Here is a 25,144-nt window from a genome sequence, read left to right as displayed (position 1 = left end):
GCCCACCCCTGTCACTGATCAATGCAACACGGCTTATCCATGCAAAAGAACCCAGACATCACCACGGTTGCCCATCAATTGGATCGAAACGCGCGGCGCCAACGCCACGGGCATGACGGTGCCGTGATCTGGCTCACCGGGCTGTCGGCGGCTGGCAAATCCACTTTGGCCATGGGGCTGGAGGCCGATCTGGCCAGGCTTGGCTACGCGTGCTACGCCCTGGACGGTGACAATGTGCGCGAGGGCCTGAATGCCAACCTGGGTTTTTCTCCGCAGGACCGCGCAGAAAATATCCGCAGGGTGGGCGAGGTGGCCGCCTTGTTCGCCGACGCTGGGCTCATTTGCATCACGGCGTTCATTTCACCTTACCGTGCAGACCGGGACCGGGCGCGCCTGGCGGTTGGCAGCCGCCATTTTCATGAAGTGCATGTGGCCGCCAGCCTGGCAGTTTGCGAGGGTCGCGACCCCAAGGGGCTGTACCGCAAGGCACGCCGGGGCGATCTGCCCGAATTCACCGGGATTGATGCGCCCTATGAAGCGCCGCTGAATGCCGAGCTGGTGCTCGACACGGGCGCGCATGGTGTGCAAGTGAGTGCCGAGCAATTGCTGGCTTATGTGGTCAAGCGTCTGCCGCTGTCGGGCCAGCGTGCATCGGATTGATTGGTTCTGCGCTGTAGGATCAACCCGGCAGCGCTACTCGCTCAGTCGATCAGGTTCTCGCACAGCAGCCGCAGGCGGTGCATGTCGCTGTCGGGCAGATTGCCAGCGCGCAGCATGATGGCGCGCTGAATCGAGCGCAGGCGGAACTGCAACTCGTTTTCGATCGCTTCCAGTTCGCCCGCGTCCTGGTGGTCCACGGCTTCCTTGCTCCACAAACCGCTGGCGTTCCAGCCCAGGCGCAGGCGGCTCATCAGGTGCTGGGCCAAACCCAGGGCATCCTTCAAGGCGGGTGATTCGGCGATGGTCAGCAAGGCGCTGGCATGGTCTTGCGCGGTCAGCATGGCCTGGTCCAGCTTGGCCAGATTCAGGCGGATCTGCTCGTCGCTGAGTTGGCTGGGCAGGGCCTGCTGGGTTTGCGCCGCCTTGGAGATCAGGCCCACCCACTGCAAATCGAACTCGCCGGGCACCACGCGCAACGCCACGCTGGCGCGGGCCAGGTGCGGCTGTTGGCCGCGCAACACGTTCAGCGCGTGCTCGGTCACGGCCAGCAGCATGCCTTGCGGCGAGATCTGGCCGCGTTGCAAGGCGTGCGGATAGCCCGAGCCATCCAAGTGTTCGTGGTGCTCGGCCACGGCGCGGGCCACGATGGGCGGATAGTTGGTCAACTGCGTGATCAGCAGGTAGCCGATGTGCGGGTGCACCACCAGTTGCAGGTAGCTCTGGAAGTCCAGCGTGCGGTCGGCGTCGGCCTCGTTGAACTGCGGGGCGATGTACATCTCGCCCAGGTCGTGCAGCAGGCCGCACAGCATGGCCAGGCGCAGGTCGTGGACGCTGCCGCCGTGCTCGATCATCAGGGCGCCATTCAGCGCCATCGCCTGCACGGCATGCTCGTAAGTCGCCGGGCGCGATTCCTGCGCCGCCGTCAACAGCAATTGCGCCACCGAGTGCAGTGGAATGTGGGCGGCTTCACGCACCAGCTTTTCAGAGTGCCGCAGCAGCAGGGTGGTCAGCGGCGTGTCGTGCAGCATCAGGCTCTTGATCGACTGCACCAGCGAGTGCGGCGTCACGCCGTCTTCCACCATCAGGCAGCTTTCAAGCGGCTGGCGCAACTGGCGGTCCAGCAATTTGCGCTGCAGCTCTTGCGACACCGGCTGGTTGCGCGCCCACAGCTTGATCCCCGTCATGTCGAAGATGTCGTGCGAGGCGATGATGTTTTTGGTCTCGCTGGCTTCCAGGATGGTGGCCAGGGCGTGGGGATTGGCGGTCGAAAAGCTGGCAACGCGGGCGGGGGTGTTCATGGCGGATCTCCTGACGATGGTCTTCGTCATTAGTTCGGCAGTGCCGCCGCGAGGTTGAGCCCTTAATCGTTACGAAATGTAGTCAGTCGGCGCATTGCCAGGTCACCCTGTGGGGGTGGAACAGGAACTTGCGTTTGAAGCGCCGCATGGTCTCGGACGCGCCAAAGTAGGTGTCGTAGACGTAGTAAGCCACCTGCGGGTGGTGCTCGACCAGGTGATCGGCCATGGACACCAGCAAGAGGGGGATCACGCCATCGGCTTGGTGTGCATCGTGTCCGTAGATGGTCTCGATGCTGCACAGCTCGCCGGCAATCAGGCACGAGGCATATGCCACCAGGGTGCCCTCTTTGAAGATGCCGAAATAGGGGTAGTCGTGCGTGGTCTTGGTCGACGGGGGGTCGATGATGGCCGGGGCTCGTGCGGTGAAGAAATGCTCGGGCATGGCCCGGCCCTGCCTGATTTTGCTTGAGCGGTGAATGGCCGTGATCTCGTCCCGGTGCTGGTTGTAGTCAATCCGTTCGAACCGGTAACCCAGGCGCAGCGCCTTTTTCAGATTTCTTTTGGCGGGTGAGCCCAGCCGCGTTGAATAAGGGGGCGGGGCGCTTTTCAGCAAGGAAACCGCGACACCAAATTCAAACTGGCGAATCAGCGGCAACTTGGCATGGCGGCGTGTGGCATTTCGATGAAATTGCCGCGTCATTTCGCGATAAAAAGGGTGATTATTCAGAGTATCGGACAACCTCAGATCGATGGATATCGAAGGTTGCTTGAATATCTGGCTGATGGTTTCGGACACCTGCCTTAAATGACCCAAAAATAACCCCTCTCTGTTAAATGCAGAGAGTGGTGTGGCGATCACGGTCATCAGCGCCGTCAGGAGTTTCACGGGCGCTTCCTAGGAGAAGAATGAGCAAGTTTGAGGTGCATGGGCAGGCCGCCCATTTGGGCTACTGGGGAAATTGCATTTTCTCTGCCAATTCTCGCAGCTTTGGGTTCTTGTTGTAAATGACGTTCAGGTCCTGGTACTCAGGTTTGGCGATGTGTTCGCGCATTTTCTTGAGCGTTCGCTCAGGCAGGGTGGTCACCAGAAAATTCGCCAACGCGGTGGGGATCATGCCGCCCGGGTCGGCGCTGCCCATGATCTCGACCTCCGTGTGGGTGGATGTGACCGGGGTCAGGCGCCAGGATGCCTTCAGGGTCGGGATGCGCACGAAGCCGTCCTTCCTGGGCATGATGCCTTCTTCGCTGCTCACGTTCACATGGATGCTCAGGGTGATCGGGTCTTGCCTGACCAGGATGTGGGCCACGGCGTCACGGGGACTGACGGGCCAGATGCCCTTCATGGCCAGGTAGACATGGGAGTCTTCCACATGCTCTCCCTTGATGAAGCGCGCCTCTTCCAGCAAAAAGAACCACTCGGGCATGGCGGGCACATCGGCCAGCATGGCTGCCACCTGCCGCAAGGGGGCTTTGATCTGCATCACGCCCCGGAAGCTTTTCAGCATCTGTCCGGGCACCTCTCGGGTGTAAAGCTTGATGCCTTGCGTCTCCTTGTGCAGCTTCCAGTCGTCCAGGGACGAAGGGGCCGCCACACAGGGCAAACTCAGGAAAGTGGCCAACAGGGTGACCCAAAACGTGCGCATGTTCCACATGGTGTCATTATGGGTGCCGCGCTTTGTGGCCTAATAGAGGGTTAATCAGTCATCACCGGAGCCATCCATGGGCAACAAAATCGTCACCGAAGCCGACCGCAAGGCCACCCCCCGTCCCGCCGCCATCCCTGGCGTGACCCCCACCACGGGCAAGGGCCAAAAGCGCAGCCTGGAACGTGGCACCGCAACCCGCAGCAAGAAAAACCCCGGCAAGCGTGCAAAAAAGGGCGGTTGATTCCCTTGGTCACGCATGGAAAAACGGGCGCCTTCAAGGCGCCCGATTTCTTTGGGGTCTCTTTTAAGGCGCGCTGATGATCAGCTGTGCTTGCCCGTCAGCAGCTCGGGCTTCAACGATGAGTCCACAGGCTTGTCGCCTAGCCAGATCTTCAGCAGCGCGTTGTAGAACTGGTTATCGGCCAAGGGCTCGACCAGGGCCTTGCCATTCAGGTGCAGCACGGTGCCGGTGCCGGGCACCCAGTCACCCGTGATCACGTCGCCCTTTTTCAGGTTGCCGACGGTTTCGAACATCTCGCCGAACTTCAAGAGCTGGTTGACGAACTTGGTCTTCTCGTCCTTTTCCAGGTTCTTGTTGATCGAACCCATGAAGCTGGAGCCAAACTCTTCGCCGCTCACGTCGCGCATCATCACCAGCTTGAAGCGCCTGGGGCCGGGGGCCTCCAGGATATCGGCCACGGTGCTTTTCTTTTCGTTCAGGTAGATGCCCAGCACGTAGACCTTGAACAGCACTTTGATGCGCACGCCTGCATTGCTGAGCACCAGCTCTTTGCCGCCCACCTTGGTGGATTCTTCCAGTTGCACACCGACCAGGTCCAGGGCGTGCACGGGTGCATGAGCGGCCAGGCCCAGGATGGCGGCCGCGATGAGGGATGAAGTGAATCGTTTCATGGTGTCAGGTTCCGGTTGGGATTAAGCGGCCACGTCTTCAAGCTTGAAAACGCTGACCACCTTGGCCAGATGGCTGGCCTGGTTTTGCATGGATTCCGCAGCGGCCGCCGCTTGTTCGACCAAGGCGGCGTTTTGCTGAGTCACGCCGTCCATCTGGTGGATGGACTGGTTGACCGATTCGATGCCATGGCTTTGCGACTGGCTGGCGGCGGTGATCTCGCCCATGATGTCGGTCACGCGCTTGACGCTGGCAACCACGCCATCCATGGTGGTGCCCGCCTGGCTCACCAGCTTGCTGCCCAGCGCCACCTGCTCGACAGACTCGCCGATCAGGCTCTTGATCTCTTTGGCGGCCATGGCCGAGCGCTGCGCCAGGCTGCGCACTTCACCGGCCACCACGGCAAAGCCGCGGCCTTGTTCGCCCGCCCGCGCCGCTTCCACGGCTGCGTTCAGGGCCAGGATGTTGGTCTGGAAGGCGATGCCGTCGATCACGCCGATGATGTCCACAATCTTGCGCGAGGAGGCGTCGATCGAGCCCATGGTGGCGACCACTTTCGAGACCACCACGCCGCCTTCCACCGCCACGTCAGAGGCCGATGCCGCCAACTGGTTGGCCTGGCGGGCGTTGTCGGCGTTCTGCCGAACGATCTGGGTCAGCTCGGCCATGGAGCCCGAGGTTTGCTGCAAAGACGCGGCCTGTTGCTCGGTGCGGTTGGACAGGTCCAGGTTGCCGCTGGCGATCTGCGTGGAGGCCGAGGCAATCGCTTCCGTGCCCTGGCGCACATCGCCCACGATGCGTTGCAGGCTGGTGTTCATGTGCTGCAGCGCCTGCATCAGCTGGCCGGTCTCGTCCTGGCTCTTGGTGACGATGGTGCTGGTCAGGTCACCCTGCGCCACGCGCTGGGCGATGGCCACCGCGCGGTTCAGCGGGATGGTGATGCTGCGGGTGGCCAGCCAACCCACCAGGATGCTGATCACGCTGGCGGCCGAGGCCAACACCAGGATGAACAGGCCGGTCTGCTGGGCGAGTTGGGTGGAGCCGGCACCAGCCGCTTCCATTTCCTGGTTCTGCTGCTGGATCAGCTTGTCCAGCGCAGCGAAGTACTTGGTCTGTACCGGGCGCACCGAGAACAGGTACTTCACCATCGCGTCGTCTTTCAGGTTCTCGTTCACCATGCCCACAAAGGCCGTTTGGGCCTTGATGGATTTTTCGCGGATGGTCACGATGGTGGCGAGCAACTTGACGCCCTCCTCATCCTTGATGCTCTTGGTGAGCCGGGCCAGGTTCTCGTCGGTGAGCTTCATCACCTTGTCGATGTTGGCCACTTCGGCCTTGATCTGGCCGTCGTCGCTCATGACCAGTGTGCTCAGCATGCTGCGCGAGATCTCGTTCAGATCGCTCTTCATCTTGTTGGCGATCACGGTGCGGGGGTAGTTTTCGCCCACGAGGTTGCCAATGTCGTGGCTCAGACCGGATATTCGGACCAAGGCCAGCGCGGCCAGCATGATCAACAAGGCAATCACCAAGCCGAAGCCCAGCGTGAGTCTTTGTCCAATTCGAATGTCTCTGATGTTCATAGGGTCCCTGGCGGGCTTGTCGACAAAGTCCGATCCTTTGCATTTCGGCTGTAGCATCGCGCACTTGAGTCAAAAAGTAACGCTGCCCCCTGCAAAATAGGGGCATGAACACGACAGCGTCCTGGGACCACGAGCGTCCTCACATTCTTCGGATGAACGTGCAGGCACAGCACATCGACCTGATGCAGCACACCAACAACGTCAACTACCTGCAGTGGCTGGAGAACGTGGCCTGGGACCATTCCGAAAAACTGGGCTTGACCCCCTTGCATTACCAGGCCTGCGGACATGGCCTGGTGGTGCGCCAGCACGAGCTGAACTACCTGGCAGCCACGCGCCTGGGTGATGAACTGTTGCTCGGCACGTGGATCACGCAGATCGACAAACTGTCGCTCTACCGACAGTTTCAGTTCATCCGCGCGGGTGATGGCCAGACCGTGTTCCGAGCCCGCACGCACTACGTGTGCGTGGACATCGCGCAAGGGCGTGTCAAGCGCATGCCGCTTGAGTTCACGCAGACCTATTCGGCCGCACTGGTGGCCGGGGGCCCTTCAGCATGACGCATGCCGAACGCTCACACACCAAGCGGCGCCTGGCCGAGCGCTATGGCCTGGACGTCAGCAGCGAAGAGATCTTCCGGATGGCCAAAGCCATCGCGCATGGGCAGGGCAGGCTGATCGAACATCAAAGCCGCCATGTTGATCATTGGCAACTGGTTTACCAGGGACAGTCGTTGCGATTGGTGTTCGACCGCCAGCGCCGCAGCATCATCACGGCCTTGCCGCCCTTGATTTGAGCGTCGCGCTCACTCGACCACTTTGACCGATTGGCCCACCGGCGGTTCGCCCCCCGTGTAGTGGCCATTGATCAAGCGCAGTTGCTGCTCGGGCAGGGGGCGCAAGGGCGATGGTTTGGCCAGTTGTGCAAACCCGCCTTTGGGGTAAGGCAGCACCTTGAGCGCCCAGGGCCGCGCGGCGGCGCGGTCGGCCGGGGTCATGGCCCTGAACGAGGCTTCGGCTTCACGCAGGCCGGTGCTGGCGCGCTGCCGCGCGGGGCCATCCTTGCTGGCATGGATCAGCAGGTAATGCTGCGCTGAGGGGCCGGTCACCACCGTGGCCTCAATGCTTTGCAACTGGCCTTGGGCGTTGCGCCGCGTGCCCACCAAGTGGGTGGCGGGCAGGGTGTTCAGGGTCAGGCGTTCGGTGCGGCCCTGTTCGGGTTTGATGACGTTGCGGATGACCTCATCATGGGTGGCCCCGGCCTTGGCTGGCACGGTGCGGATGATGAGCGCCGCGTCGCCTGCACGGTTGACCAGCGTGATGGCCTGGGTGGAGTTCTGCACCTTCCAGCCCTCCGGGGCGGTCAAGGCAATGCCCAGGGGCTCATGGTAGAAATTTTGGCCACGCGTCAGGCCTTGCGCGCGGCTTTCGCCAAAGTCCATGCCCTTGACGGCGTCCAGGTAGCGGCCGCGGCCGTCGTCGCCATATTGGCCCTGGAAGTGGCCGGCACTCGCCGTGATGTCCTGCAGGCGCTTGTCGTTGGTGGGGTGGGATGACAGCCAGTTGCCACGTGTGCCCGGCGTGCGGCCTTCGGCCCGGGCGGCGTCGTCGGCAAAGCGCTCCTGGTCTTTCAGCACCTGGATGACATCGACCATGTTCTGTGGGTTGTAGTGGCTGCGGGCGAGGTACTCGGCGCCCAACTGGTCGGCCTGCGACTCCTGGTCGCGGCTGTACGAGGCGATGTAGCCCGCGGCCACGTTCTGCGACACCTGGCTGGCCAGTTGCCCGGCGCCGCCCATGCCCTGGCTTTCGAGCACCGCGCCCAGCAGGCTGGCGGCCAGCACCCCAAGGCCAGCGGTTTGCTGGCGGGTGGCGCGTTGTGCGCCGTGGCGGGCGGTGACGTGGCCGATCTCGTGGCCGATCACCCCGGCCAGGTCGGCCTCGCTGTCCATGTAGGCCATGATGCCCCGCGTGACGTACACGTAGCCACCGGGCAAGGCGAAAGCGTTGATCTCGGGGCTGTCCAGCACGGTGAAGTGCCAGGTGATGTTGTTGCGGTGTGATTGTTGCGCCAGGCGCTGGCCCAGTGCATTGACGTAGGCCTGGACCTTGGCGTTGTCGTAGACGCCGTATTCCTTCAAGACCTGCTGGTGGCCTTTTTCACCTTCGGCGATCTCGCTTTTCTCGTCCATCACCGTGCGCTCGGCCAGGCCGGTCACGGGGTTGGTGACGGTGGCGCAACCGCTCAGCAGGGTGGCGATCAGCAAGCTGGCAAGGAGCTTGCCGCGCATCAGGGGTTTGGGGTGGGTGCTCATCCCTGGGATGATAAGTTCAGGCGACCTCGACCACAAAGTCCTCTTGGAAAGCCACTTGCTCGCCCTTGCTGGCATAGCCCCGGGGGTTGGCCACCACGCGGCATCCCCGGTGGTGGTAGTCGTGGGGGCAGTGCAGGTGGCCGTGCATCCAGACCTGGGCCAGGGGCAGCAGGTCGTCGTGCGAATTGCAAAAACCGGCCGTGCCGGGCATGAGGCCGTAGCGCGGGTCGGCGCTTTGCAAGGTGGGCGCGAAGTGGGTCACCACCACGGTGCTGCCCTCGAAAGGCTCGGACAGTTCCTGGCGCAACCAAGCCTGGGCGCTCAGCGAGAGTTCACGGATGCCTTCGGCCAGCACCGGTTCGCCTTGCCTGAGCGTGGTGTTCTTGCGCAAGTAGAAGTTGGCGGCCCTGAAGGCCTTGTCGCGCACCTGCAGCTGTTTGGTCACGGGCGATTTTGGGTCCACCAAGGCGTCGAAGTCGCTCCACAGCGTGGTGCCCATGAAGCGCACCGAGCCCATCGTGATCACTTCGCGGTCCAGCCAAGTGATGCCATGACGCTTGCAGGCGGCCTGCAGGCGCGAGCGCGTGTCGTCAAACTCCAGGCCGTCGAACTCGTGGTTGCCGGGCACAAAGAGCACGCACGGCCAGGGGGCGTTGGGCACCAGTGTTGAAAACCGCGCCAGCCCGAAGTCCTCGTCTGGCAGCCGTGAGCCGCTTTGGTAGGAGCCGATGTCGCCCGCCAAAACCAGCACGTCCACGCCGGGCGCGGCTTTGGGCTGGAAATCGGGGTATCGCTCCAGGTGGAGGTCGGACATCAACTGTAGGCGCATCGCGCCGCAGTCTATACGAGGTGGTCTCTCCGGCTGCTGGCAGGGGCTGGCGCCGGTGTCGGACGCGCGCGGCCACCCTTCTCGGCCCAGGTCCGCGTCCACCGGACCTGCACCGTGCGCAGCATCACCAGCATCAAGGCGGCCAGCACCGCAAAGGCCACAAAACCCCACAGGTAGCTGCCCGTGAGTTGCTTGGATTGCCCCATGGCGTTGGGGATGAAGCCGCCCCCCAGGGCGCCGATCTCGCCAATCATGGAGCCGGCCACCGCCGTGGTGACGGGCCAGCGCAAGGGCACCAGTTGGAACAAGGCCCCATTGCCCGCGCCCAGTGCCGCGAAGCACAGCATGAAGAGCAGGGTGGTCACCGTGACCGAAGTGCCCGCCAGGCCGCACAACACCAGGGTGATGCACACCAACACCAGCACGCCGCTCAAGGTGTTGATGCCGCCAATGCGGTCGGACACATAGCCGCCCACCACGCGCACGGCCGAGCCCATCAGCGTGGCGAGCATGGTGAGTTGCCCGGCCTCGACCTTGGTGACCTTGAACTGGTCGTAGAAGTAAGTGGGCAGGAAGCTGGCCAGACCGATGAAGCCGCCGAAGGTGATGACGTAGATCAGGCTGAAGGACCAGCCGTCTTTTTCGAACAGGCAGGCGGTGTGCTCGCGCAGGGTTTGGTGTTCTGCGATGTCGGGCGGCTCTTTGGCGCAGAACCACATGACGATCATGGGCAGCAGCATGGTGCCCGCCGCTAGGCCGTAAACCGCCGTCCAGCCGTACTGCACGGCCAGTGGTGGCGCGAACAACACCGCCAGCACGGTGCCCGAGTTGCCCGCCCCGGCGATGCCCATGGCCAGGCCCTTGTACTTGGGTGGAAACCAGCCTGATCCCAAGGACAGTGCCACGCCGAAGCTGCCACCGGCGATGCCCAGCAGCACGCCCATGGCCAGCACCTCGTTGTGGCTGTTGACGAACAGGTAGCCGTACAGCAGGGCCACGACGATCAGGGCCATCTCGACCATGGCCGCGTTCTTGCGGCCGATGTACTGCGACAGCACGCCCAGCGGAAAGCGCATCAACGCCCCGGCCACGATGGGCACCGAGATCATGAAACCCTTCTGGGCGGCGTCCAGGTTGAAGGTCTCGCTGATGAAGGGCGCCATGGCCCCGTTCAAGACCCAGATGGCGAAGGTGAAATCGAAGTACAGGAAGGCGGCCAGCAGCGTGGGCCAGTGTCCGGAGCGCAGAAAAACCTTGAAATCGGCCACGACACGCTCCTGAATGTTCCGGTCTACCGGACAAGCAAGATCGGTGCGCGCGTCGCCTGCCTCAGGTCAACTCAGGTGGCGCCGTGGCACTGCTTGAATTTCTTGCCGCTGCCGCAATGGCAGGGGTCGTTGCGGCCCAGCTTGGGGGTCTCGTGCTTCACGGTGGTGACCTTGATGCGCTCGGCCACGCCCACTTCGGCCAGGTCCACCACGTCGAACACCAGTTGCTGGATGCCTTCGTCCAAATTGCGCAAGGGGTGCTCTTGGTCCAGGGCCTTGGTCATCTCGGCCTGGGTTTCGTCCTGCTCGGGCAGGTGGCGCCACAGCGATTCAAGCACGTCGGGCACGGCCGCAGAGCCCAGGTCTTCCAGTTGCGGGAAGTTGGCCAGGGCCCATTCGAAGCCGGCCACCCAGTAGCCCAGGCCTTCCATGGCGTCCTTGCCGGTCAGCAGCTTGCCGTCGTCGTCTTCCAGCTGCGGCACGATGGGGTCGAACCAGCTGTTTTCGAGGATGCCGCGCAGGATCTCTTCGCGGCGGCGCTCGATCAGGGCCAGCAGGCGCGTGTTCTGCGCGGCGGTCCAGCCTTCGGTGGGGGCAGGCACCTGGCCGGTCTCACCAAAGATGGGCGGCAGCCACTGTTCGGGCGTCAAAAGCACCGGCTGCACCAAGATGCCGCACAGGTAGCCGTCCAGCATCACGGCGTCGACCGCCTCCAGGGGCGCGGGCACGGCGGCGAGCAGGTCGTCCAGCTCGTTGATGTCGGCATCGCTCAGGGGAGGGGCCGTGTTGGGCTTGTTGGTGGGTTGGGTGGAAGGCGTGGTCATGATGGGGGCGGAAGTCGGGGGGCGGACGGGTGTCCAAAGGGGGGATTGTGCCGGGAATGCTTTATGCGTTGTCAGTGGGTCGCCTGTCACGGCTCAGAAAGGATGCACCATGCTTGACACCACGTCGACCCAATTTTCCCACGTCCACCCGGAAGACACGAATTGGCGGTCCGACGGATTGAGGGATTTTTTCCTCTACAAGGACTTGGGGATTGCGGGCGCCACCAACGGCAAGGTGATTGCGCACCTTGTGAAGGCGAACTCTGCGCCAGAAACAGGCACGGGTTGGCACCGGCATGAGGCCGATTTCCAGATCGTGATCATGACCAAGGGCTGGGCGCGCTTCATGTACGAAGACCAGGAGACCCTGGTCAAGGCGGGGGATTGCGTGCACCAGCGCCCGGGAGTTCGCCATTACCTGTTCGACTACTCGCCCGACATGGAATACCTGGAGATTGTCAGCCCGGCCGATTTCAAATCGATCGACGTTGATCCAGTGTGCGACATCCCGGCTTGCACGCCCTGGAAGTAGTCAGGCGCGCAGCTGGGGGCGTGGGGTTCTGGCTTCAGAACTCCACGTCGAGTTCGTCGATGTTGTCGATCTTCTCGACCTTGGCGGCGTTGAACCACTCCTTCATCTCCGGCTCTTGCAGCATCAGATTACAGTAGGCGGCGCAGGCGGCGTCCAGGGTGACGTCGTAGGTGGCAAAGCGGGTGCAGACGGGCGCGTACATCGCGTCGGCCACCGTGCGCTGCTGGCCGAACAGGTAAGGGCCGCCATAGGTGTCCAGGCAATCGCGCCAGATGCTGCAAACGTGGTCAATGTCTGCCTGGGCGCGCGACCAGATCTTGAACTTGGGGAAATGCCCGCTCAGGTTCATGGGCAGTGACGAGCGCAGCGCGCTGAAGCCCGAATGCATCTCACCGCAGATGGCGCGGCAATGCGCGCGGGCCTTGGCGTCGGCTGGCATCAGGCCGGCTTTGGGGCAGACTTCGTTGAGGTATTCGGCGATGGCCAGCGTGTCCCACACCTTGATGCCATCGTGGGTGAGGCAGGGCACCCGGATGGAGGACGACAGCAGCAGGATCTCGGCCCGCGTGGACGGATCATCGGGTGGCAGCACGTTCTCCACAAATGCCAGGCCGGAAAATCGCGTGAGCAACCAGCCCCGCAAGGACCATGATGAGTAGGTCTTGCTTGTGATGGTCAGCGTGGTAGTTGTAGTGGTGGTCGGTGCCTTGGCTGCCGACTTGGGTACAGCCTTGGGGGCGGTGCGGGTGCGCGCAGGGGCGGAGGCGGTGGTGGCCATGGTGTGTGGGGGTGGAGCGAGTGGCGAAGCCGATGGGGCAGATCAGAGCAAGGGACGTGCCATGTTGAATGTGGCGCGCAACTTGCAGGTCATCTGGCAACGTTGCCAACCCAGGATTCGCTCATGCTGTATTCCACTTATCAGGCCCAGCAGAACATGCTCGAGCCATGGCGCGTGATGGCCCAAGGCATGTCCGACTGGCTACACCATGTGCTGCCTGAAGGGCCCACGCAAAACTCGGTGTCTGAAATGGCCGCCGGTGGCCTGATGGTTCGCAGCCTGGCCGCCGCCAGCGAAGTCTTCGCCCGCAAGCGGGTGACCCACGCCCGGCCATCGTTCGATTTGCCCACCGTCATGTCCCAGGGCATGGAGTGCGGCATCATCGAAGAAGCGGCCATGGTCACCCCGTTTGCCACCCTGCTGCACTTCAAGAAAGACCGCGACCTTGACCAACCCCGCGTGCTGCTGGTGGCGCCCATGTCGGGCCACTTCGCGACCTTGCTGCGCGACACCGTCAAAACGCTGTTGCAGGACCACGACGTCTACATCACCGACTGGCACAACGCCCGCGACGTGCCCATCCGCCATGGCCGCTTCGGGCTGGACGAGTACACCGAGCACCTGATCAAGTTCCTGGACCGCATGGGGCCGGGCTCGCACCTGATGGCCATCTGTCAACCTTGTGTGGCCTCACTGGCCGCCGCCTCGCTGATGGCGCAAGATGCCCATCCCGCGCAGCCGCGCAGTTTGACCCTGATGGCCGGCCCCATCGATTGCCGCGTCAACCCGACGGCGGTGAACGAACTCGCCATCAGCAAGCCCATGAGCTGGTTCGAATCCAAGATGATCCACACGGTGCCGCTGGGGCAAAAGGGCGCGTTCCGCAAGGTCTACCCGGGCTTTGTGCAACTGTCGGCCTTTTTGAGCATGAACATGGGGCGCCACATCAAGGCCTTCCAGGACATGCAGCAGTTCATCACCCTGGGCGAGCACGAAAAGGCCGCGCACAGCAAGGCGTTTTACGAAGAGTATTTCGCCGTCAGCGACCTGCCCGCCGAGTTTTACCTGGAGACCGTGCGGGCCGTTTTCCAAGACTATGACCTGCCGCGTGGCGAGTTGATGTACCGGGGCATCAAGGTCGAGCCCCAGGCCATCCGGCGCACCGCGCTCTTCACGGTGGAAGGCGAACGGGACGACATTTGCGCGGTGGGCCAGACCGTGGCCGCGCAAGACCTGTGTACCTCGGTGCGCCCTTACTGGCGCACGCAGCACGTGCAGACCGGCGTGGGCCACTACGGCGTGTTCAGTGGGCGGCGCTGGCAGAACGAGATCTACCCACGCGTGCGGGATGTGATCCACCAGACGGCGGTGTGAGGGTGAGGTGAGGCTCGTTCAGGCCTCGCCCTTGACCGCCTGCTGGAGTTGCCGCAATACCGCCGGGTTGTCCATTGTGGACACGTCGCCTGCATCACGGCCTTCGCACACGGCCTGAATCACCCGCCGCAACAGCTTGCCGGAGCGCGTTCTGGGCAAGGCCAGCACGAAGTGGATGCTGGCCGGGCGGGCCAGGGCGCCCAGTGCGCGGTCCACCGTTTGCGTCAATTCGGCGGCCAGGGCGATGCGGTCTGACTGTTGAGTGATGTGCAGGGGATCGCTTGGGACGACGAAGGCGTGGGGCACCTGACCATGGAGGTCATCGCTGACGCCCACCACCGCAGCCTCGGCCACGCCAGGGTGGCTGGCCAGAGCACCTTCGATCTCCCGGGTGCTCAAGCGCAGGCCGGCCACGTTGATAACATCGTCCATGCGTCCCAGGATGAAGTAGTAGCCGTCCTCGTCGCGGGTGGCCCAGTCAAAGGTGTTGTAGGTCTTGCGGCCCGGAAAGCTGCTCCAGTAGGCCTGGGTGAAGCGCAGGTTGTTGCGCCATACCGTTTGCAGGCAGCCAGGCGGCAGGGGGCCTTCGATGGCGAGCACGCCCCGCTGTCCGGGCTCGGTCAGCTCCTGGCCGGTTGATTCGTTCATCAGCTTGACCTGGTAGCCCACCATGGGCACGCCCTGTGAGCCGGGTTTGAGAGCCTGATCTGCCTGAACGCCGCGCGCCACGGCCAGCACGGGCCAGCCGGTTTCGGTCTGCCAGTATTGGTCCACCACGGGCTTGCCAATGGCAGCGCTGATCCAGCGCGAGGTGGGCTCGTCCGGCGCCTCACCGGCCAGGAACAGGTGCTTCAGGCTGGACAGGTCGTGCCGCTGCAGGCACTCGGGATCGTGTTGCCTCAATTCGCGGATGGCGGAGGGCACCGAGAGCATCACGCTGACCTGGTGTTTTTCGACCAGCGACCACCAGATGGCCGCGTCTGGTTGCGTGGGCAAGCCCTCGTGCACGATGCTGGCCATGCCCGCGATCAATGGGCCGTAGACGACGTAGCCATGCCCGCCCGCCCAAGCAATGTCAATGGTGCAAAAAAAGCTTTCGCCAGCCTGGCCATCGTAGATCTGGTCCATGGACGTGGCCAGGGCCACCGCGTAGCCGCCAGTGTCACGCTGCACGGCCTTGGGTTGGCCCGTGGTGCCGCTGGTGTACAGCGTGTAGCTGGGGTGGTTGGACTCGACCCATTCGCAAGGCACGATGGCGTCCATCATTTCGTTGCGGGCCTCAGCGTAGTCCACGTCTTGCGGCGCGTTCATGGTGATCGGCCACAGTCCACGGTTGACGACCACCACATGCTGAACGAGCCGGTTGGCCAGGCTCAGGGCCTCGTCCAGTACGGGCTTGCAGGGCATCAGTTGGCCGCCACGCGATCCGGCGTCGGCCGTGATGATGACCCGGGGTGCAGCGTCGTCGATGCGGTTGGCCAGGACCTGGCTGGCAAAGCCGCTGAACACCACCGAATGGATGGCCCCCAGCCTGACCGTGGCCAGCATGGCGATCACGGCCTCCAGCATCATGGGCATGTAGATCAGCACCCGGTCGCCCTTGACCACGCCCAGGCCTTGCAGCACCGCCGCCATGCGTTGCACTTCCACGAACAGCTGGCCATAGCTCAGGCTGCGCTCCGTGCCCAGGCCCGGGGCGACGTGGATCAGCGCGGGCTGGTCGGCGCGGTGGGCGACATGACGGTCTACGGCGTTGTGGCACAGGTTGGTCAGCCCCCCCACGAACCAGCGGGCAAAAGGCGGATTGCTGTGATCGCAGACCTGGTCAAAGCGGCGGCGCCAGTCAATGCGCGCGGCTTGTTCATGCCAAAAGCCATCGCGGTCGGCGATGGACCTTTGGTACAAGGTCGAATAATTCATTTTTCCAACTCCCTGCGGTGTCTCTCTTGGTGTTGATCTCGTGTTGGATCAAACGGAGCCCGTCAGGGGGGATGCTATCGCGGACTGGTCGTGTTGGACAGGGGGGAATACGCGGCCGGATTACTTCAGATGAACACGGCGGCGCGGCGCAGGATCAGCAGGCCGAAAAAGCCCAGGCCCAGCACCACCATCCATTTCAGCATCTGCACGGCGCGCTGGCGCCAGATGAGCTGGCCCGTCACGGTGTAGGCGGCCAGGCACAGCACCATGGCCAGGGCCATCAGCAAAACCATCCAGCGGAATAAGATCATGGCGGTGGCCTCACCAGGCGGGGGCCAACTCGGTCATGCCCTTGGGGGCCTTGGTCTCGTCGTCAAAGGTGACGATCTCATACGCCGATGGGTCGGCCAGCAGAGCGCGCAGCAGCACATTGTTCATGGCGTGGCCCGACTTGTAGGCGCTGTAGGCGGCCAGCAAGGGTCGGCCCACCACGTACAGGTCGCCAATGGCGTCCAGGATTTTGTGCTTCACGAATTCATCGTCGTAGCGCAGGCCATCGCTGTTGAGCACGCGGTGGTCGTCGATCACGATGGCGTTGTCCATGCTGCCGCCGAGGCCCAGGCCGCGCGAGCGCATCACTTCAAAGTCCTTGGCGAAGCCAAAGGTGCGGGCGCGGGCAATGTCGCGCTTGTACTGGCCGCTGCCAAAGTCGAACTCGACCCGCTGGCCGGTTTGGTCCACGGCGGGGTGGTCAAAATCGATCTCGAAGGCCAGCTTGTAGCCGTGGTACGGGTCCAGGCGGGCCCATTTCAGGGTGCGGCCTTCGCCCTCGCGCACCTCCACTGGCTTGATCACCTTGATGAAGCGCTTGGGCGCCTTTTGCAACTCGATGCCCGCGCTTTGCAGCAGGTACACGAAAGCGGCCGATGAGCCGTCCAGGATGGGGACTTCTTCGGCGGTGATGTCCACGATCAGGTTGTCCAGGCCCAGGCCGGCGCAGGCCGACATGAGGTGCTCGATGGTGTTGACCTTGGCCAGGCCAGGATCGCCGCCGGGCGAAATGGTCGAAGCCATGCGGGTGTCGCACACCGCCGTGGCGTTGACGGGGATGTCCACCGGGTGGGCCAGGTCCACGCGGCGAAACACAATGCCGGTGTCGATCGGGGCGGGCCGCAGCGTCAGTTCGACCCGTTGACCACTGTGCAGCCCCACGCCCACGGCGCGTGTCAGGGATTTGAGGGTGCGTTGTTGCAACATGGGGGGATTATCGGCTCAGTGCGAAAAGCACGCTCTGCGCGGATGTTTGCGCGGCGGGGTCGGAAAAGAATGGGTGTCTTTCCGAATATCGCTTCTCGTTGGGAAATGTAAATATATGTGAATTCCATGACCAAAGGCCGTGGTTGTCGCCATTGAAACTCATGCCCACCATGTTCCCTGTCATCAGCGCGCCCAACCATGCCTTGGCCCCGGTGAAAAAGGAGATTGATGCCAAGCAGGGCATGGGCCTGGTTGGCACCTGTCTACGGCTGCTGTCGGTGACTTGGCATGCGGGGCAGCATCGTGAGGTGGTCCAGGCCATCTCGGGCTTGCACACCAAGGGGCTGCTGAAGACTTATTCCCGCGCTGTTTACCGCTACACCTTGCCGTACCTCTCCATGCGGTTTGACCGGGCGCAGCGTCAGCAGATGCTGGTGGGCCACTACGATTTTGTTAACCGCGCGCTGCACGCCCATTTTTTCCAATGCGTGCTCAGCGATGCCATGACGCTATGGCAGCGTGAGATCGACTGCCGTGTCTTTTCCATCTCAGTGGGTGGGCCCTGCCCGCACCGCGAAGGCGACCTCACCCTGGTCTTCAAGATGGACGGTTGTCCGCTCTACCGCATGGCCTTTTCGGTGGTCAAGTCGTCGCTGTTGAATGTGAAGGCGGCACCGTCCAGCCATGTTCTTTATGTGGGGCAGGTGCAGGGCTACCCCGATCGATTTACCCAGCTTCGCCAGGCCACGCGCCTTTGCCGTGACGTGGCGCCCGCCGACCTGCTGATGGCGGGGATGGCGGGCTTGGCCAGTGCTTTGGGCATTTCCATGGTGGCCGGGGTTGGCGTGGAAAACAGCCTCTCGTACAAAAGCCTGGTCGAGCTGAACGCCAGCAACAGTTATGTGGACTTCTGGGAGAAGTTCCAGGGCATGCGCGCTGAAGGCGGGCACTACCTGCTGGGACTGCCTCTGGTCGAAAAACCCATCAGCCTGATCAAGGCCAACCACCGAGGGCGCACGCTGGCCAAGCGGGAGCTCAAGAAAAGCGTGTCCGAAGAGGCGGCTTCGGTGATGCGTCCACTGGTGCTTTGATTCAAGGCCCCGCCAGCCACTTCACAGTGTGTGGGTGCGGTCGCCCTGGCTGAAGCCGATGGCGTCGAACCACACGCCTTTGACAAAGCCAATGACTTTGAACAGCTCGCCCATCTCATGCTCGGCGATCAGCATTTGCGCGGCCGCCCGGGTCTTGAAATCGGCCGCCGAGGTGCCGCTGCCATCGCCCCCCTCTTTGCCGCCCATCTGCGCCAGCAGACCGCAGTTGGTCAAGAAGCGGCCTTGCGTGGCGTAGCCCAGCACTTCCCAGCCGTTTTCCTGGCCTGACAGGGCGATGCCGGTGAAGTTCACGTGGGTGGTGATGTCCTTCTCACCCACGTTGACCAGCGGGTTGGGGTCGCTTTGGTGGCCCTGGTGGCACATCAGCGTGCCGCCCGTGCGCTGAGGGTGGTAGTACTCGCCCTCCGGAAAGCCATAGTCGATGAAAAAGGCCGCGCCACGCGTCATGCGCTGGGCGAGCGTGGCGATGAAGGCCTCGGCCTGGCCGTGGGTTTCCACCACGGTGCCTGGAATGAACTCGCTGTCGGCCCGTTCGGTGGGCGCGCGGGCACCTTCGGGCGCGGCCTGGTCGGCCCACACAAAGGTCGCTTCGTCGCCATCGCCTGCCAAACCCACGCCGCGTTCCAGCCACTTTTCGCCGGTCCAGGTCAAAAGGTGCACGGGCATGGCATCCAGCACCTCGTTGCCCACAACCACGCCTTGCAACTGCTCGGGCAGGCTGTCGGCCCAGACCACCTTGTGGGCCATCTCAGGCAGCTCTTTGACCAGGGTGTGGTGCTGCCGGTCTCGCAGGGTGCCGGACAGATCGACGATGGTGTAGCGCTGAATGCGGTCACCCAGGGTGCCCAGCAGCTGGATGGCCAGGGCCCCGCTGCCAGCGCCAAACTCCCACACTTCATCGGTCCCGGTGGCCTCCAGCGCCTCGATCACCTGGGTGGCCAGGGTCTGGCCGAACAGGGGGGTCAACTCGGGGGCGGTCACGAAGTCGCTGCCATCCTGCGGCATGTGGCCGAGCACGCGCCTGCCGCTGCTGTAGTAGCCCAGGCCGGGCGTGTACAGCGCCAGTTCCATGAAGCGCTCGAAGCGCATCCAACCCTGGCGCTGACGGATTTCGTCGCGGATCAATCGGGCCACCGGGTGGGCGTTCAAGGGGGCGGACACTACACTGTGCTCAGTCGGATCTTGGCGGTTCATGCGCCATTGTAGAAAAGTCCATGCCCGATTCCAACGCATCACCCTCCTCATCCACACCGCGCGTGGCCCTGGTCACCGGGGCAGGCAAGCGCCTGGGCCGTGACATTGCCCTGACCCTGGCCCTGCAAGGCTGGGACGTGGCCGTGCATTGCCGCAGCTCATTGGCCGAGGCCCAGGCCACCGCCTCCGACATTGAGGCCCTGGGTCGACGCGCCGTGGTGTTGCCGGCCGACCTGTCGATTGAAGCCGCTTGCCGGGCCCTGGTGCCGCAAGCCGTGCAGGCCTTGGGCTCGCTCGATGCCGTGGTCAACAGCGCGTCCACCTTTGATTTTGACGACAGCGCCACCTTCACCTACGCCATGCTGGAGCGCCACCTGCGCGCCAACACCGCGCCCGCTATCGTGTTGGCCCAGGCCCTGGCCGACCATGTGGCCACGCGGCCCGGCACCAATGCCGCCGTGGTCAACATGCTGGACCAGAAACTGTGGAACCCCAACCCGGATTTTTTGAGCTACACCTTGTCGAAAGCCGCGCTGGAATCGGCCACCACCTTGCTGGCCTTAAGCCTGGCGCCGCGCGTGCGCGTGGTGGGTGTGGCCCCGGGCCTGACCTTGACCAGCGCATCGCTGCAGGGCGAGAAGTTCGAGCAGTTGCACCGCATGTCGCCCCTGGGCCGTTCATCGACCGCGCAAGACGTGGCGGCCACCGTGGCCTTTGCCCTGGCCAACCGCTCCATCACCGGCACCACCTTGCTGGTCGATGGCGGCCAACACCTTCAGCGGTTTGACCGCGATTTTTCAAAAATGTGAGGACGCGCCATGTCGCTGACCCGAGGTAACCAGATCCTGAACCTGAGTGGCTTGCGTTTTGACGCCAAGCTGGGCTTCCTGGCCCACGAACTGACCAATACGCAGCCCATCCTGGTCGATGCCGAGTTGAACCTGGGCAGCCAGCCCCTGATGCCGCGAGACGACGACATCACCCATGTGCTGGACTACCGCCGCGTGCGCAGCATCATCATCGAAGAGTGCAATGCCACGCACGTCAACCTGCTCGAATCGATGATCGGCAAGGTGTGCCTGCGCCTGATGGACCTGCCCGGCGTGCTGGGCGTGCGCATCAAGATCGCCAAGCTGGAGATCTTTGACGACTGCGAGGTTGCCATCCGCATGGAGACCGGGCAGTGGTGATCTGCCTCGTCAAGGCTTGGCGTTGATGCGCGCCCACGTGAAGGTATTGGGCAAAGTACTTGTGTAGTGGTAGATGACGACCGAGCCACTGTTGTTGATGGCCAGGGGGCAGCCCCATCGGGTGCCCGCAGGCAGGCTCACACCTTTGCTGGCCCACTCTTGGGTCAAGTCCTGCAGCACGCCGTTTTTCCAAATGAATGGCCGAGCGTCCACCGTTTGTGGGCCAGCGGCGCTCAAAATACAACCCACCACGGTGCCTTGGTCATTCATGGCAGTCGCTTGAACCCCATCATTGTTGGGACTGACCAAGGGGGTCACGCTGTTGTTCGCCCAGACCATGCTGCTGGCGCGCAGTTGCCGCTCAAAATCTAGAGGGCTGACTGTCAAAGACATGCCGTTGTCGCCGACCAGCAAGACCTGCCCAGCGTTGTTGATGCTCAAAGGCGCGTGGCGCGACAGGCTGACATCAGCCACGGTGGTCAACCGTTGGTTGACCCACAGCGCAGGGAGGGTCTGGTTGGCCTCGACGGTGCTTTTGCGAAAAACCGTTCCCACCACCGTGCCAGCGTCGTTGATGTCGATTGGATACAGGCTCTGGTAGGGGCCGACCTCCAGCGTGTTGTAGGTGCCATTGCTGAACACCAGCGGTGTACTCACCGACCCGACTGCACCGTCGCTCAAGGTCACGGGGCGCAAGAAGACACCCACGATTGCACCGGCATTGTTCATGCCCTTGGCGGCAAATCTGCTTTTGAAGCCACTGGCGCTGGAGTTGCCCAGGCTTGTAGCGAGCAGCGCCGACAGGTCAGTGTCAACGGTGCCTTTGCGCAACATGGTGGTTGAACCCACTGAGCCGGGTGCAAAAACATTGGCGCCTCGGAAAGAGCTGCCATAGATGGTGGCCCCGCTGGGGAAAACCTCGGGCGACACCGAGCTGCCCAGCTCTGAAGTTTTGTTGAAGGGCCCCACCTGCCAGCCGCTGTTGTTCGTCAACTTTGGGAACAAGTACTTGCCGCCCAGCGTGGCTGGCGCCGTGGCCGTGGTGGCGCTCCAGGACACGGCCTGGTACAAATACGCTGGCAGGAAAACAAAATAGGGAAGTGTCAATTTCACCCCCGATTTGTAATACATGGCGCCACGCACCACACCTTGGTCATCCAGCGTGGTGGGCGCGAAGGAGTAAGCGCCAGTGGGCTTGCCCAGCACCGTCATGGTGTAGGCCGATTGGGCCAGGGCGGCGGTGCTGAAGCCTGCGGTCAGGCTGGCGGCCAGCAAGGCGGCCAAGGCGGTGGGGCGGTGAATGGACATGGCGAAAAACTTCCCTTGTGGTGTGCTTGTGGGCGGCAAAGACAGCCACGCCATGCTCGACGTGCTGCCCGAATATCTGACCATTCGCGTGGAGACTGGCCAGTGATGAGCTGACCGATCCGCAGCGTGTGTCAAGGCTTGGCGTTGATGCGCACCCAGGTGAGGGTGTCGGGTGAACTCACCTTGTAGTAATACGCCAGGATGCTGCCCTGCTGGTTGATGGTGATGGGGCAGCCCAGCCTGGTGCCGCTGGGCAACTTCACGCCTTTGCTGGCCAGCCATTGGGTCAGGTCCTGCAGCACGCCATTGCGCCAGAGCGTGGCGGTGAGGTCTGCGCGGGTCAGCGCCGACGAATCCTTGATGACGCGCGTGCAGCCGACCACGGTGCCCTGGTCGTTGATGGCGGTGGGGTGGGCCGATTGCCCCGGCAGCGTTTGCAGCGTCGTGAGCGTGCCTTGGGACCATACCTGGCTGCTCGCGGTGGACGATGAGTCGCTGGGCGGGGCGATCAGCACCTGACCGGCATTGTTGACGGCGATCGCTTCCAGGTTCGACAGCTCGGGGCCGCCCAGGAACTCCGGCTGATCACCAAGCCACCGGGTTGGCCGCAAGGGTGGGCGGCCTGTGTTCGGATCGGCGACCAGGCTGGCGCTCGACGCACCCACGATCACCCCCGCATCGTTGATGGCATTGGCCTTGGCCGGGGCGGCAAAAGCCACTGGCAATGACGTGAGCACGCCTTGCCGCCAGACTGCGGCGCCATCAGCGCCGTATCTGCCGGTGCTGCCGACCACGGCATCGCCGTTGTTCATGGCACGGGGCAGGAAGAACGTGCCCTGGATCGGCGACACCGTGCTCTGCGTGCCCTGGCTGGTCAACAGGTTGAAGGTGGCGGAACGCGACAGCCCCTCCAGCAACCACGATCCGGGCCCGATTCGGGCAGGATTGGGCCAGAGAAAGGTCGTGAATGCCCGCCGTGAGCGGTCGGGTTCCCAGTCGCCCACTTGCGAGCCCTGGTCATTGCCCATGTGACTGAAGAACCCCGTTAAGCCCGCTTTGCCGGTGACCGAAGCATTGGGGGTGGCCGCCCAACTCGCTTCGCGTTGGCCGTGGCGTGGGCACAGCACCACCAGGAAAAGGGAGGGGCACCCGCCCTCGCCATAGCTGACCTCGTAGCGCTTGACATAGAACATGCCGCCGCGAACCGTGCCCTGGTTGTCCATCGAGATCGGGACGGCGAGGTCGCTGCCCGACGGCTTGTTCAGCACGCTCAGGGTGTAGGCCGACTGCGCGTGGGCCAGGCCAGGCAGCAGTCCCTGCAGGCCGATGAGGGCGCCAGCGGCGGCGATCTGGCGGGCGGTGGGGCGGAAAATCGCCATTGGATGCTCCCATATTCATGTGATGTTCGTCACTGTAGTTGCGCCTCGTTAAATGATGAATGCGGGTATTCATCCGGCGATTTCAGCCACGATTGGCCAGATCACGCCAGATCGGCGAAAATCGCGGGATGAACGCCGCCGTACTCTCCCCAAACCCGCCCGAATTCCTGCACCGTACCGACGAAGCCAAGGCCGAAGACGCCAAAGCCAAGAAGCAGGCTTTCGAGTCGCAAAAGCTCTCCAAGCGCCTGCACCGCCAGGTCGGCCAGGCCATCACCGACTTCAACATGATCGAAGGCGGCGACAAGGTCATGGTCTGCATGTCGGGCGGTAAAGACAGCTACGCCATGCTCGATGTGCTGATGAACCTGCAAAAGCGCGCCCCGGTGGCGTTCGAGCTGGTGGCCGTCAACCTGGACCAGAAGCAGCCCGGTTTTCCGGAGCATGTGCTGCCCGAATATTTGAAGAAAGTGGGCGTGCCTTTTCGCATTGAGGAGCAGGACACCTACAGCGTCGTCAAACGCGTGATTCCCGAGGGCAAGACCACCTGCAGCCTGTGCTCGCGCCTGCGCCGGGGCATCTTGTACCGCGTGGCGTCCGAGCTGTGCTGCACCAAGATCGCCCTGGGCCACCACCGCGACGACATGCTGCAGACCCTGTTCATGAACATGTTCTTCGGCTCCAAGCTCAAGGGCATGCCCCCCAAACTTGTCACAGACAACGGCGATCATGTGGTCATTCGCCCCATGGCCTACTGTGCCGAGAAGGACTTGGCCACTTATGCAGAACACCGTCAGTTCCCCATCATTCCCTGCAACCTGTGCGGCAGCCAGGATGGCCTGCAACGCCAGCAAATGCGCGAAATGATCAACGAGTGGGACCGCAAATTCCCCGGTCGCGTGGACAACATGTTCACGGCCTTGTCCAACATCGTGCCCTCGCACCTGATGGACCGCAGCCTCTACCCCTTCACCACCATCCAGGCCGCTGGCCAGCCCGTGGTGGGCGGCGACATCGCCTTTGACGAAGAAGAAAGTTGCGGCCCGGTGGGCGAATCCAAGATCTCCATCGTGAGCATTCGAGCCCAAGATGATTGACCACACCCCGCGTCGCTGGATGAGGAGCGTGGCCGCCGCACTGTTGGTGGCCGGTGCCGTCGTGCTCAGCGGTTGCGCGGCCCTGCATTCGGTGACCAGCGAGGTCTCCAGCTTTGGCAACTGGCCCACCGAGCGCAAGCCTTCGGCCACCACTTACGCATTCGAGCGCCTGCCCTCGCAGCAGGTCGATGCACCCTTGCAAGCCAATGTTGAGGCGGCCGCAGCCCCCGCTCTGGCCACGGCGGGCTTCACGCTCGCTGCCAGGCCCGAGTCGGCCGACGTGATGGTGCAGGTGGCCATGCAGTCACGCCTGTACCAAAGCCCTTGGCGCGACCGTTGGGGCCCTTACGGTCCCTATGGCCGCGTGGGCTTTGGCAGTTGGTACGGCGGTGGCAGCCGCTTTGGTTTTGGCCTCGGCCTGTCGCTGGAGCCGCCCATGAGCGAGATGCAGGTCGATCTGCTGATCCGCGACAAGAAAACCGCCAAGGTCTTGTACGAAACCCACGCTGTGCGCCAGCAAAATGGTGGCTGGGACGAGCGCCTGATGGCGCCCATGTTCGCGGCCGCGCTCAAGGACTTCCCGTTGCCGGCCATCAGCCCGCGCATCGTGTCCATTCCATTGAAACCCAAAGACGCCGAATCCCAGAAGTAGTCGTCACCAGTCCCACAGGATC

General features: G+C 63.2%; 27 protein-coding genes. 11 read left to right on the top strand and 16 right to left on the bottom strand.

Annotated features, from left to right (window positions below; translation table 11 throughout):
• Nucleotides 1-39: 39 nt before the first annotated feature.
• Complete coding sequence (gene cysC, locus PSV38_RS14870) at nt 40-660, top strand: adenylyl-sulfate kinase (RefSeq protein ID WP_300548713.1); 621 nt, start codon at nt 40-42, stop codon at nt 658-660.
• Nucleotides 661-701: 41 nt separating this feature from the next.
• On the opposite strand, the gene PSV38_RS14865 is transcribed toward cysC, so the two are convergent.
• From PSV38_RS14865 to PSV38_RS14855, 3 genes are all read right to left on the bottom strand, one after another.
• Nucleotides 702-1,958, bottom strand: a complete 1,257-nt coding sequence (locus PSV38_RS14865) for an HD domain-containing phosphohydrolase (RefSeq protein ID WP_300548711.1) — start codon at nt 1,956-1,958, stop codon at nt 702-704.
• Between the two features lie 82 nt (nt 1,959-2,040).
• Complete coding sequence (locus tag PSV38_RS14860; RefSeq protein ID WP_300548710.1) at nt 2,041-2,823, bottom strand: hypothetical protein; 783 nt, start codon at nt 2,821-2,823, stop codon at nt 2,041-2,043.
• Between the two features lie 82 nt (nt 2,824-2,905).
• Nucleotides 2,906-3,610, bottom strand: coding sequence for an START domain-containing protein (locus tag PSV38_RS14855; protein ID WP_300548708.1), 705 nt, complete (start codon nt 3,608-3,610; stop codon nt 2,906-2,908).
• 67 nt (nt 3,611-3,677) lie between these two features.
• On the opposite strand from PSV38_RS14855, the gene PSV38_RS14850 reads away from it, so the two are divergent.
• Complete coding sequence (locus PSV38_RS14850) at nt 3,678-3,845, top strand: hypothetical protein (RefSeq protein WP_230178244.1); 168 nt, start codon at nt 3,678-3,680, stop codon at nt 3,843-3,845.
• Nucleotides 3,846-3,925: 80 nt separating this feature from the next.
• Here the strand turns inward: PSV38_RS14850 and PSV38_RS14845 are convergent, their stop codons facing one another.
• Entirely contained in the window at nt 3,926-4,516 is a 591-nt protein-coding gene (locus tag PSV38_RS14845) for a chalcone isomerase family protein (protein ID WP_300548705.1), read from the bottom strand.
• A gap of 21 nt (nt 4,517-4,537) precedes the next feature.
• The gene (locus PSV38_RS14840; RefSeq protein ID WP_300548703.1) at nt 4,538-6,094 is read right to left on the bottom strand and encodes a methyl-accepting chemotaxis protein; all 1,557 of its coding nucleotides are present in this window, start codon (nt 6,092-6,094) and stop codon (nt 4,538-4,540) included.
• Between the two features lie 104 nt (nt 6,095-6,198).
• On the opposite strand from PSV38_RS14840, the gene PSV38_RS14835 reads away from it, so the two are divergent.
• Both PSV38_RS14835 and PSV38_RS14830 read left to right on the top strand, forming a co-directional pair.
• Nucleotides 6,199-6,654 (top strand): thioesterase family protein, encoded by a 456-nt coding sequence (locus PSV38_RS14835; RefSeq protein ID WP_300548701.1) that lies wholly within the window; start codon nt 6,199-6,201, stop codon nt 6,652-6,654.
• Nucleotides 6,651-6,890: a hypothetical protein gene (locus PSV38_RS14830; protein ID WP_300548700.1), complete on the top strand. Its 240-nt coding sequence runs from the start codon at nt 6,651-6,653 to the stop codon at nt 6,888-6,890. Before PSV38_RS14835 ends, PSV38_RS14830 begins: the two co-directional genes overlap by 4 nt.
• Before the next feature lie 9 nt (nt 6,891-6,899).
• Here the strand turns inward: PSV38_RS14830 and PSV38_RS14825 are convergent, their stop codons facing one another.
• From PSV38_RS14825 to PSV38_RS14810, 4 genes are all read right to left on the bottom strand, one after another.
• Nucleotides 6,900-8,408 carry a M48 family metalloprotease gene (locus PSV38_RS14825; RefSeq protein WP_300548698.1) on the bottom strand — a complete coding sequence of 503 codons (1,509 nt, stop codon included), beginning with the start codon at nt 8,406-8,408 and terminating at the stop codon, nt 6,900-6,902.
• Nucleotides 8,409-8,424: 16 nt separating this feature from the next.
• Nucleotides 8,425-9,237: a metallophosphoesterase gene (locus PSV38_RS14820; RefSeq protein WP_300548696.1), complete on the bottom strand. Its 813-nt coding sequence runs from the start codon at nt 9,235-9,237 to the stop codon at nt 8,425-8,427.
• Between the two features lie 11 nt (nt 9,238-9,248).
• The gene (locus PSV38_RS14815) at nt 9,249-10,505 is read right to left on the bottom strand and encodes an MFS transporter (protein WP_300548694.1); all 1,257 of its coding nucleotides are present in this window, start codon (nt 10,503-10,505) and stop codon (nt 9,249-9,251) included.
• Nucleotides 10,506-10,576: 71 nt separating this feature from the next.
• Nucleotides 10,577-11,329: a UPF0149 family protein gene (locus tag PSV38_RS14810; protein ID WP_300548693.1), complete on the bottom strand. Its 753-nt coding sequence runs from the start codon at nt 11,327-11,329 to the stop codon at nt 10,577-10,579.
• A gap of 109 nt (nt 11,330-11,438) precedes the next feature.
• On the opposite strand from PSV38_RS14810, the gene PSV38_RS14805 reads away from it, so the two are divergent.
• On the top strand, nt 11,439-11,861 hold the full coding sequence (locus tag PSV38_RS14805) for a cupin domain-containing protein (RefSeq protein WP_300548691.1): 423 nt from the start codon (nt 11,439-11,441) through the stop codon (nt 11,859-11,861).
• A gap of 34 nt (nt 11,862-11,895) precedes the next feature.
• On the opposite strand, the gene PSV38_RS14800 is transcribed toward PSV38_RS14805, so the two are convergent.
• Nucleotides 11,896-12,639 carry a glutathione S-transferase family protein gene (locus PSV38_RS14800; RefSeq protein WP_300548690.1) on the bottom strand — a complete coding sequence of 248 codons (744 nt, stop codon included), beginning with the start codon at nt 12,637-12,639 and terminating at the stop codon, nt 11,896-11,898.
• A gap of 123 nt (nt 12,640-12,762) precedes the next feature.
• On the opposite strand from PSV38_RS14800, the gene phaZ reads away from it, so the two are divergent.
• Nucleotides 12,763-14,013 carry a polyhydroxyalkanoate depolymerase gene (phaZ, locus tag PSV38_RS14795; RefSeq protein WP_300548689.1) on the top strand — a complete coding sequence of 417 codons (1,251 nt, stop codon included), beginning with the start codon at nt 12,763-12,765 and terminating at the stop codon, nt 14,011-14,013.
• Nucleotides 14,014-14,031: 18 nt separating this feature from the next.
• On the opposite strand, the gene PSV38_RS14790 is transcribed toward phaZ, so the two are convergent.
• The 3 genes from PSV38_RS14790 to lpxC all read right to left on the bottom strand — a co-directional run bounded on the left by PSV38_RS14790 (nt 14,032) and on the right by lpxC (nt 17,190).
• Complete coding sequence (locus PSV38_RS14790; protein ID WP_300548687.1) at nt 14,032-15,933, bottom strand: propionate--CoA ligase; 1,902 nt, start codon at nt 15,931-15,933, stop codon at nt 14,032-14,034.
• A gap of 125 nt (nt 15,934-16,058) precedes the next feature.
• Nucleotides 16,059-16,244, bottom strand: a complete 186-nt coding sequence (locus PSV38_RS14785; protein ID WP_300548685.1) for a hypothetical protein — start codon at nt 16,242-16,244, stop codon at nt 16,059-16,061.
• A 10-nt stretch (nt 16,245-16,254) separates the two neighbouring features.
• Entirely contained in the window at nt 16,255-17,190 is a 936-nt protein-coding gene (lpxC, locus tag PSV38_RS14780) for a UDP-3-O-acyl-N-acetylglucosamine deacetylase (RefSeq protein ID WP_300548684.1), read from the bottom strand.
• A gap of 170 nt (nt 17,191-17,360) precedes the next feature.
• Here lpxC and PSV38_RS14775 point away from each other — a divergent pair, with 170 nt between their 5' ends.
• Nucleotides 17,361-18,281, top strand: coding sequence for a DUF535 family protein (locus tag PSV38_RS14775; RefSeq protein WP_300548682.1), 921 nt, complete (start codon nt 17,361-17,363; stop codon nt 18,279-18,281).
• Between the two features lie 21 nt (nt 18,282-18,302).
• On the opposite strand, the gene PSV38_RS14770 is transcribed toward PSV38_RS14775, so the two are convergent.
• Nucleotides 18,303-19,391: an SAM-dependent methyltransferase gene (locus PSV38_RS14770; RefSeq protein WP_300548777.1), complete on the bottom strand. Its 1,089-nt coding sequence runs from the start codon at nt 19,389-19,391 to the stop codon at nt 18,303-18,305.
• Between the two features lie 125 nt (nt 19,392-19,516).
• On the opposite strand from PSV38_RS14770, the gene PSV38_RS14765 reads away from it, so the two are divergent.
• Both PSV38_RS14765 and PSV38_RS14760 read left to right on the top strand, forming a co-directional pair.
• Entirely contained in the window at nt 19,517-20,305 is a 789-nt protein-coding gene (locus PSV38_RS14765) for an SDR family oxidoreductase (protein ID WP_300548681.1), read from the top strand.
• 9 nt (nt 20,306-20,314) lie between these two features.
• A complete protein-coding gene (locus PSV38_RS14760; RefSeq protein WP_300548679.1) occupies nt 20,315-20,686 on the top strand; it encodes a dihydroneopterin aldolase in 372 nt (123 codons plus the stop codon).
• 9 nt (nt 20,687-20,695) lie between these two features.
• Here PSV38_RS14760 and PSV38_RS14755 read toward each other — a convergent pair whose 3' ends face one another.
• Nucleotides 20,696-21,994 carry a hypothetical protein gene (locus PSV38_RS14755; protein WP_300548677.1) on the bottom strand — a complete coding sequence of 433 codons (1,299 nt, stop codon included), beginning with the start codon at nt 21,992-21,994 and terminating at the stop codon, nt 20,696-20,698.
• 131 nt (nt 21,995-22,125) lie between these two features.
• Nucleotides 22,126-23,373, bottom strand: coding sequence for a hypothetical protein (locus PSV38_RS14750; protein ID WP_300548675.1), 1,248 nt, complete (start codon nt 23,371-23,373; stop codon nt 22,126-22,128).
• A 167-nt stretch (nt 23,374-23,540) separates the two neighbouring features.
• Here PSV38_RS14750 and ttcA point away from each other — a divergent pair, with 167 nt between their 5' ends.
• Nucleotides 23,541-24,470: a tRNA 2-thiocytidine(32) synthetase TtcA gene (ttcA, locus tag PSV38_RS14745; protein ID WP_366526662.1), complete on the top strand. Its 930-nt coding sequence runs from the start codon at nt 23,541-23,543 to the stop codon at nt 24,468-24,470.
• Nucleotides 24,463-25,122 carry a DUF4136 domain-containing protein gene (locus PSV38_RS14740; protein ID WP_300548671.1) on the top strand — a complete coding sequence of 220 codons (660 nt, stop codon included), beginning with the start codon at nt 24,463-24,465 and terminating at the stop codon, nt 25,120-25,122. The genes ttcA and PSV38_RS14740 overlap by 8 nt, the downstream gene beginning before the upstream one ends.
• The last annotated feature ends 22 nt before the right edge of the window (nt 25,123-25,144 follow it).

Source organism: Aquabacterium sp. (assembly GCF_029946005.1).
Lineage (GTDB): Bacteria > Pseudomonadota > Gammaproteobacteria > Burkholderiales > Burkholderiaceae_C > Aquabacterium.
This window is presented reverse-complemented; position numbering and strand designations above follow the sequence as displayed.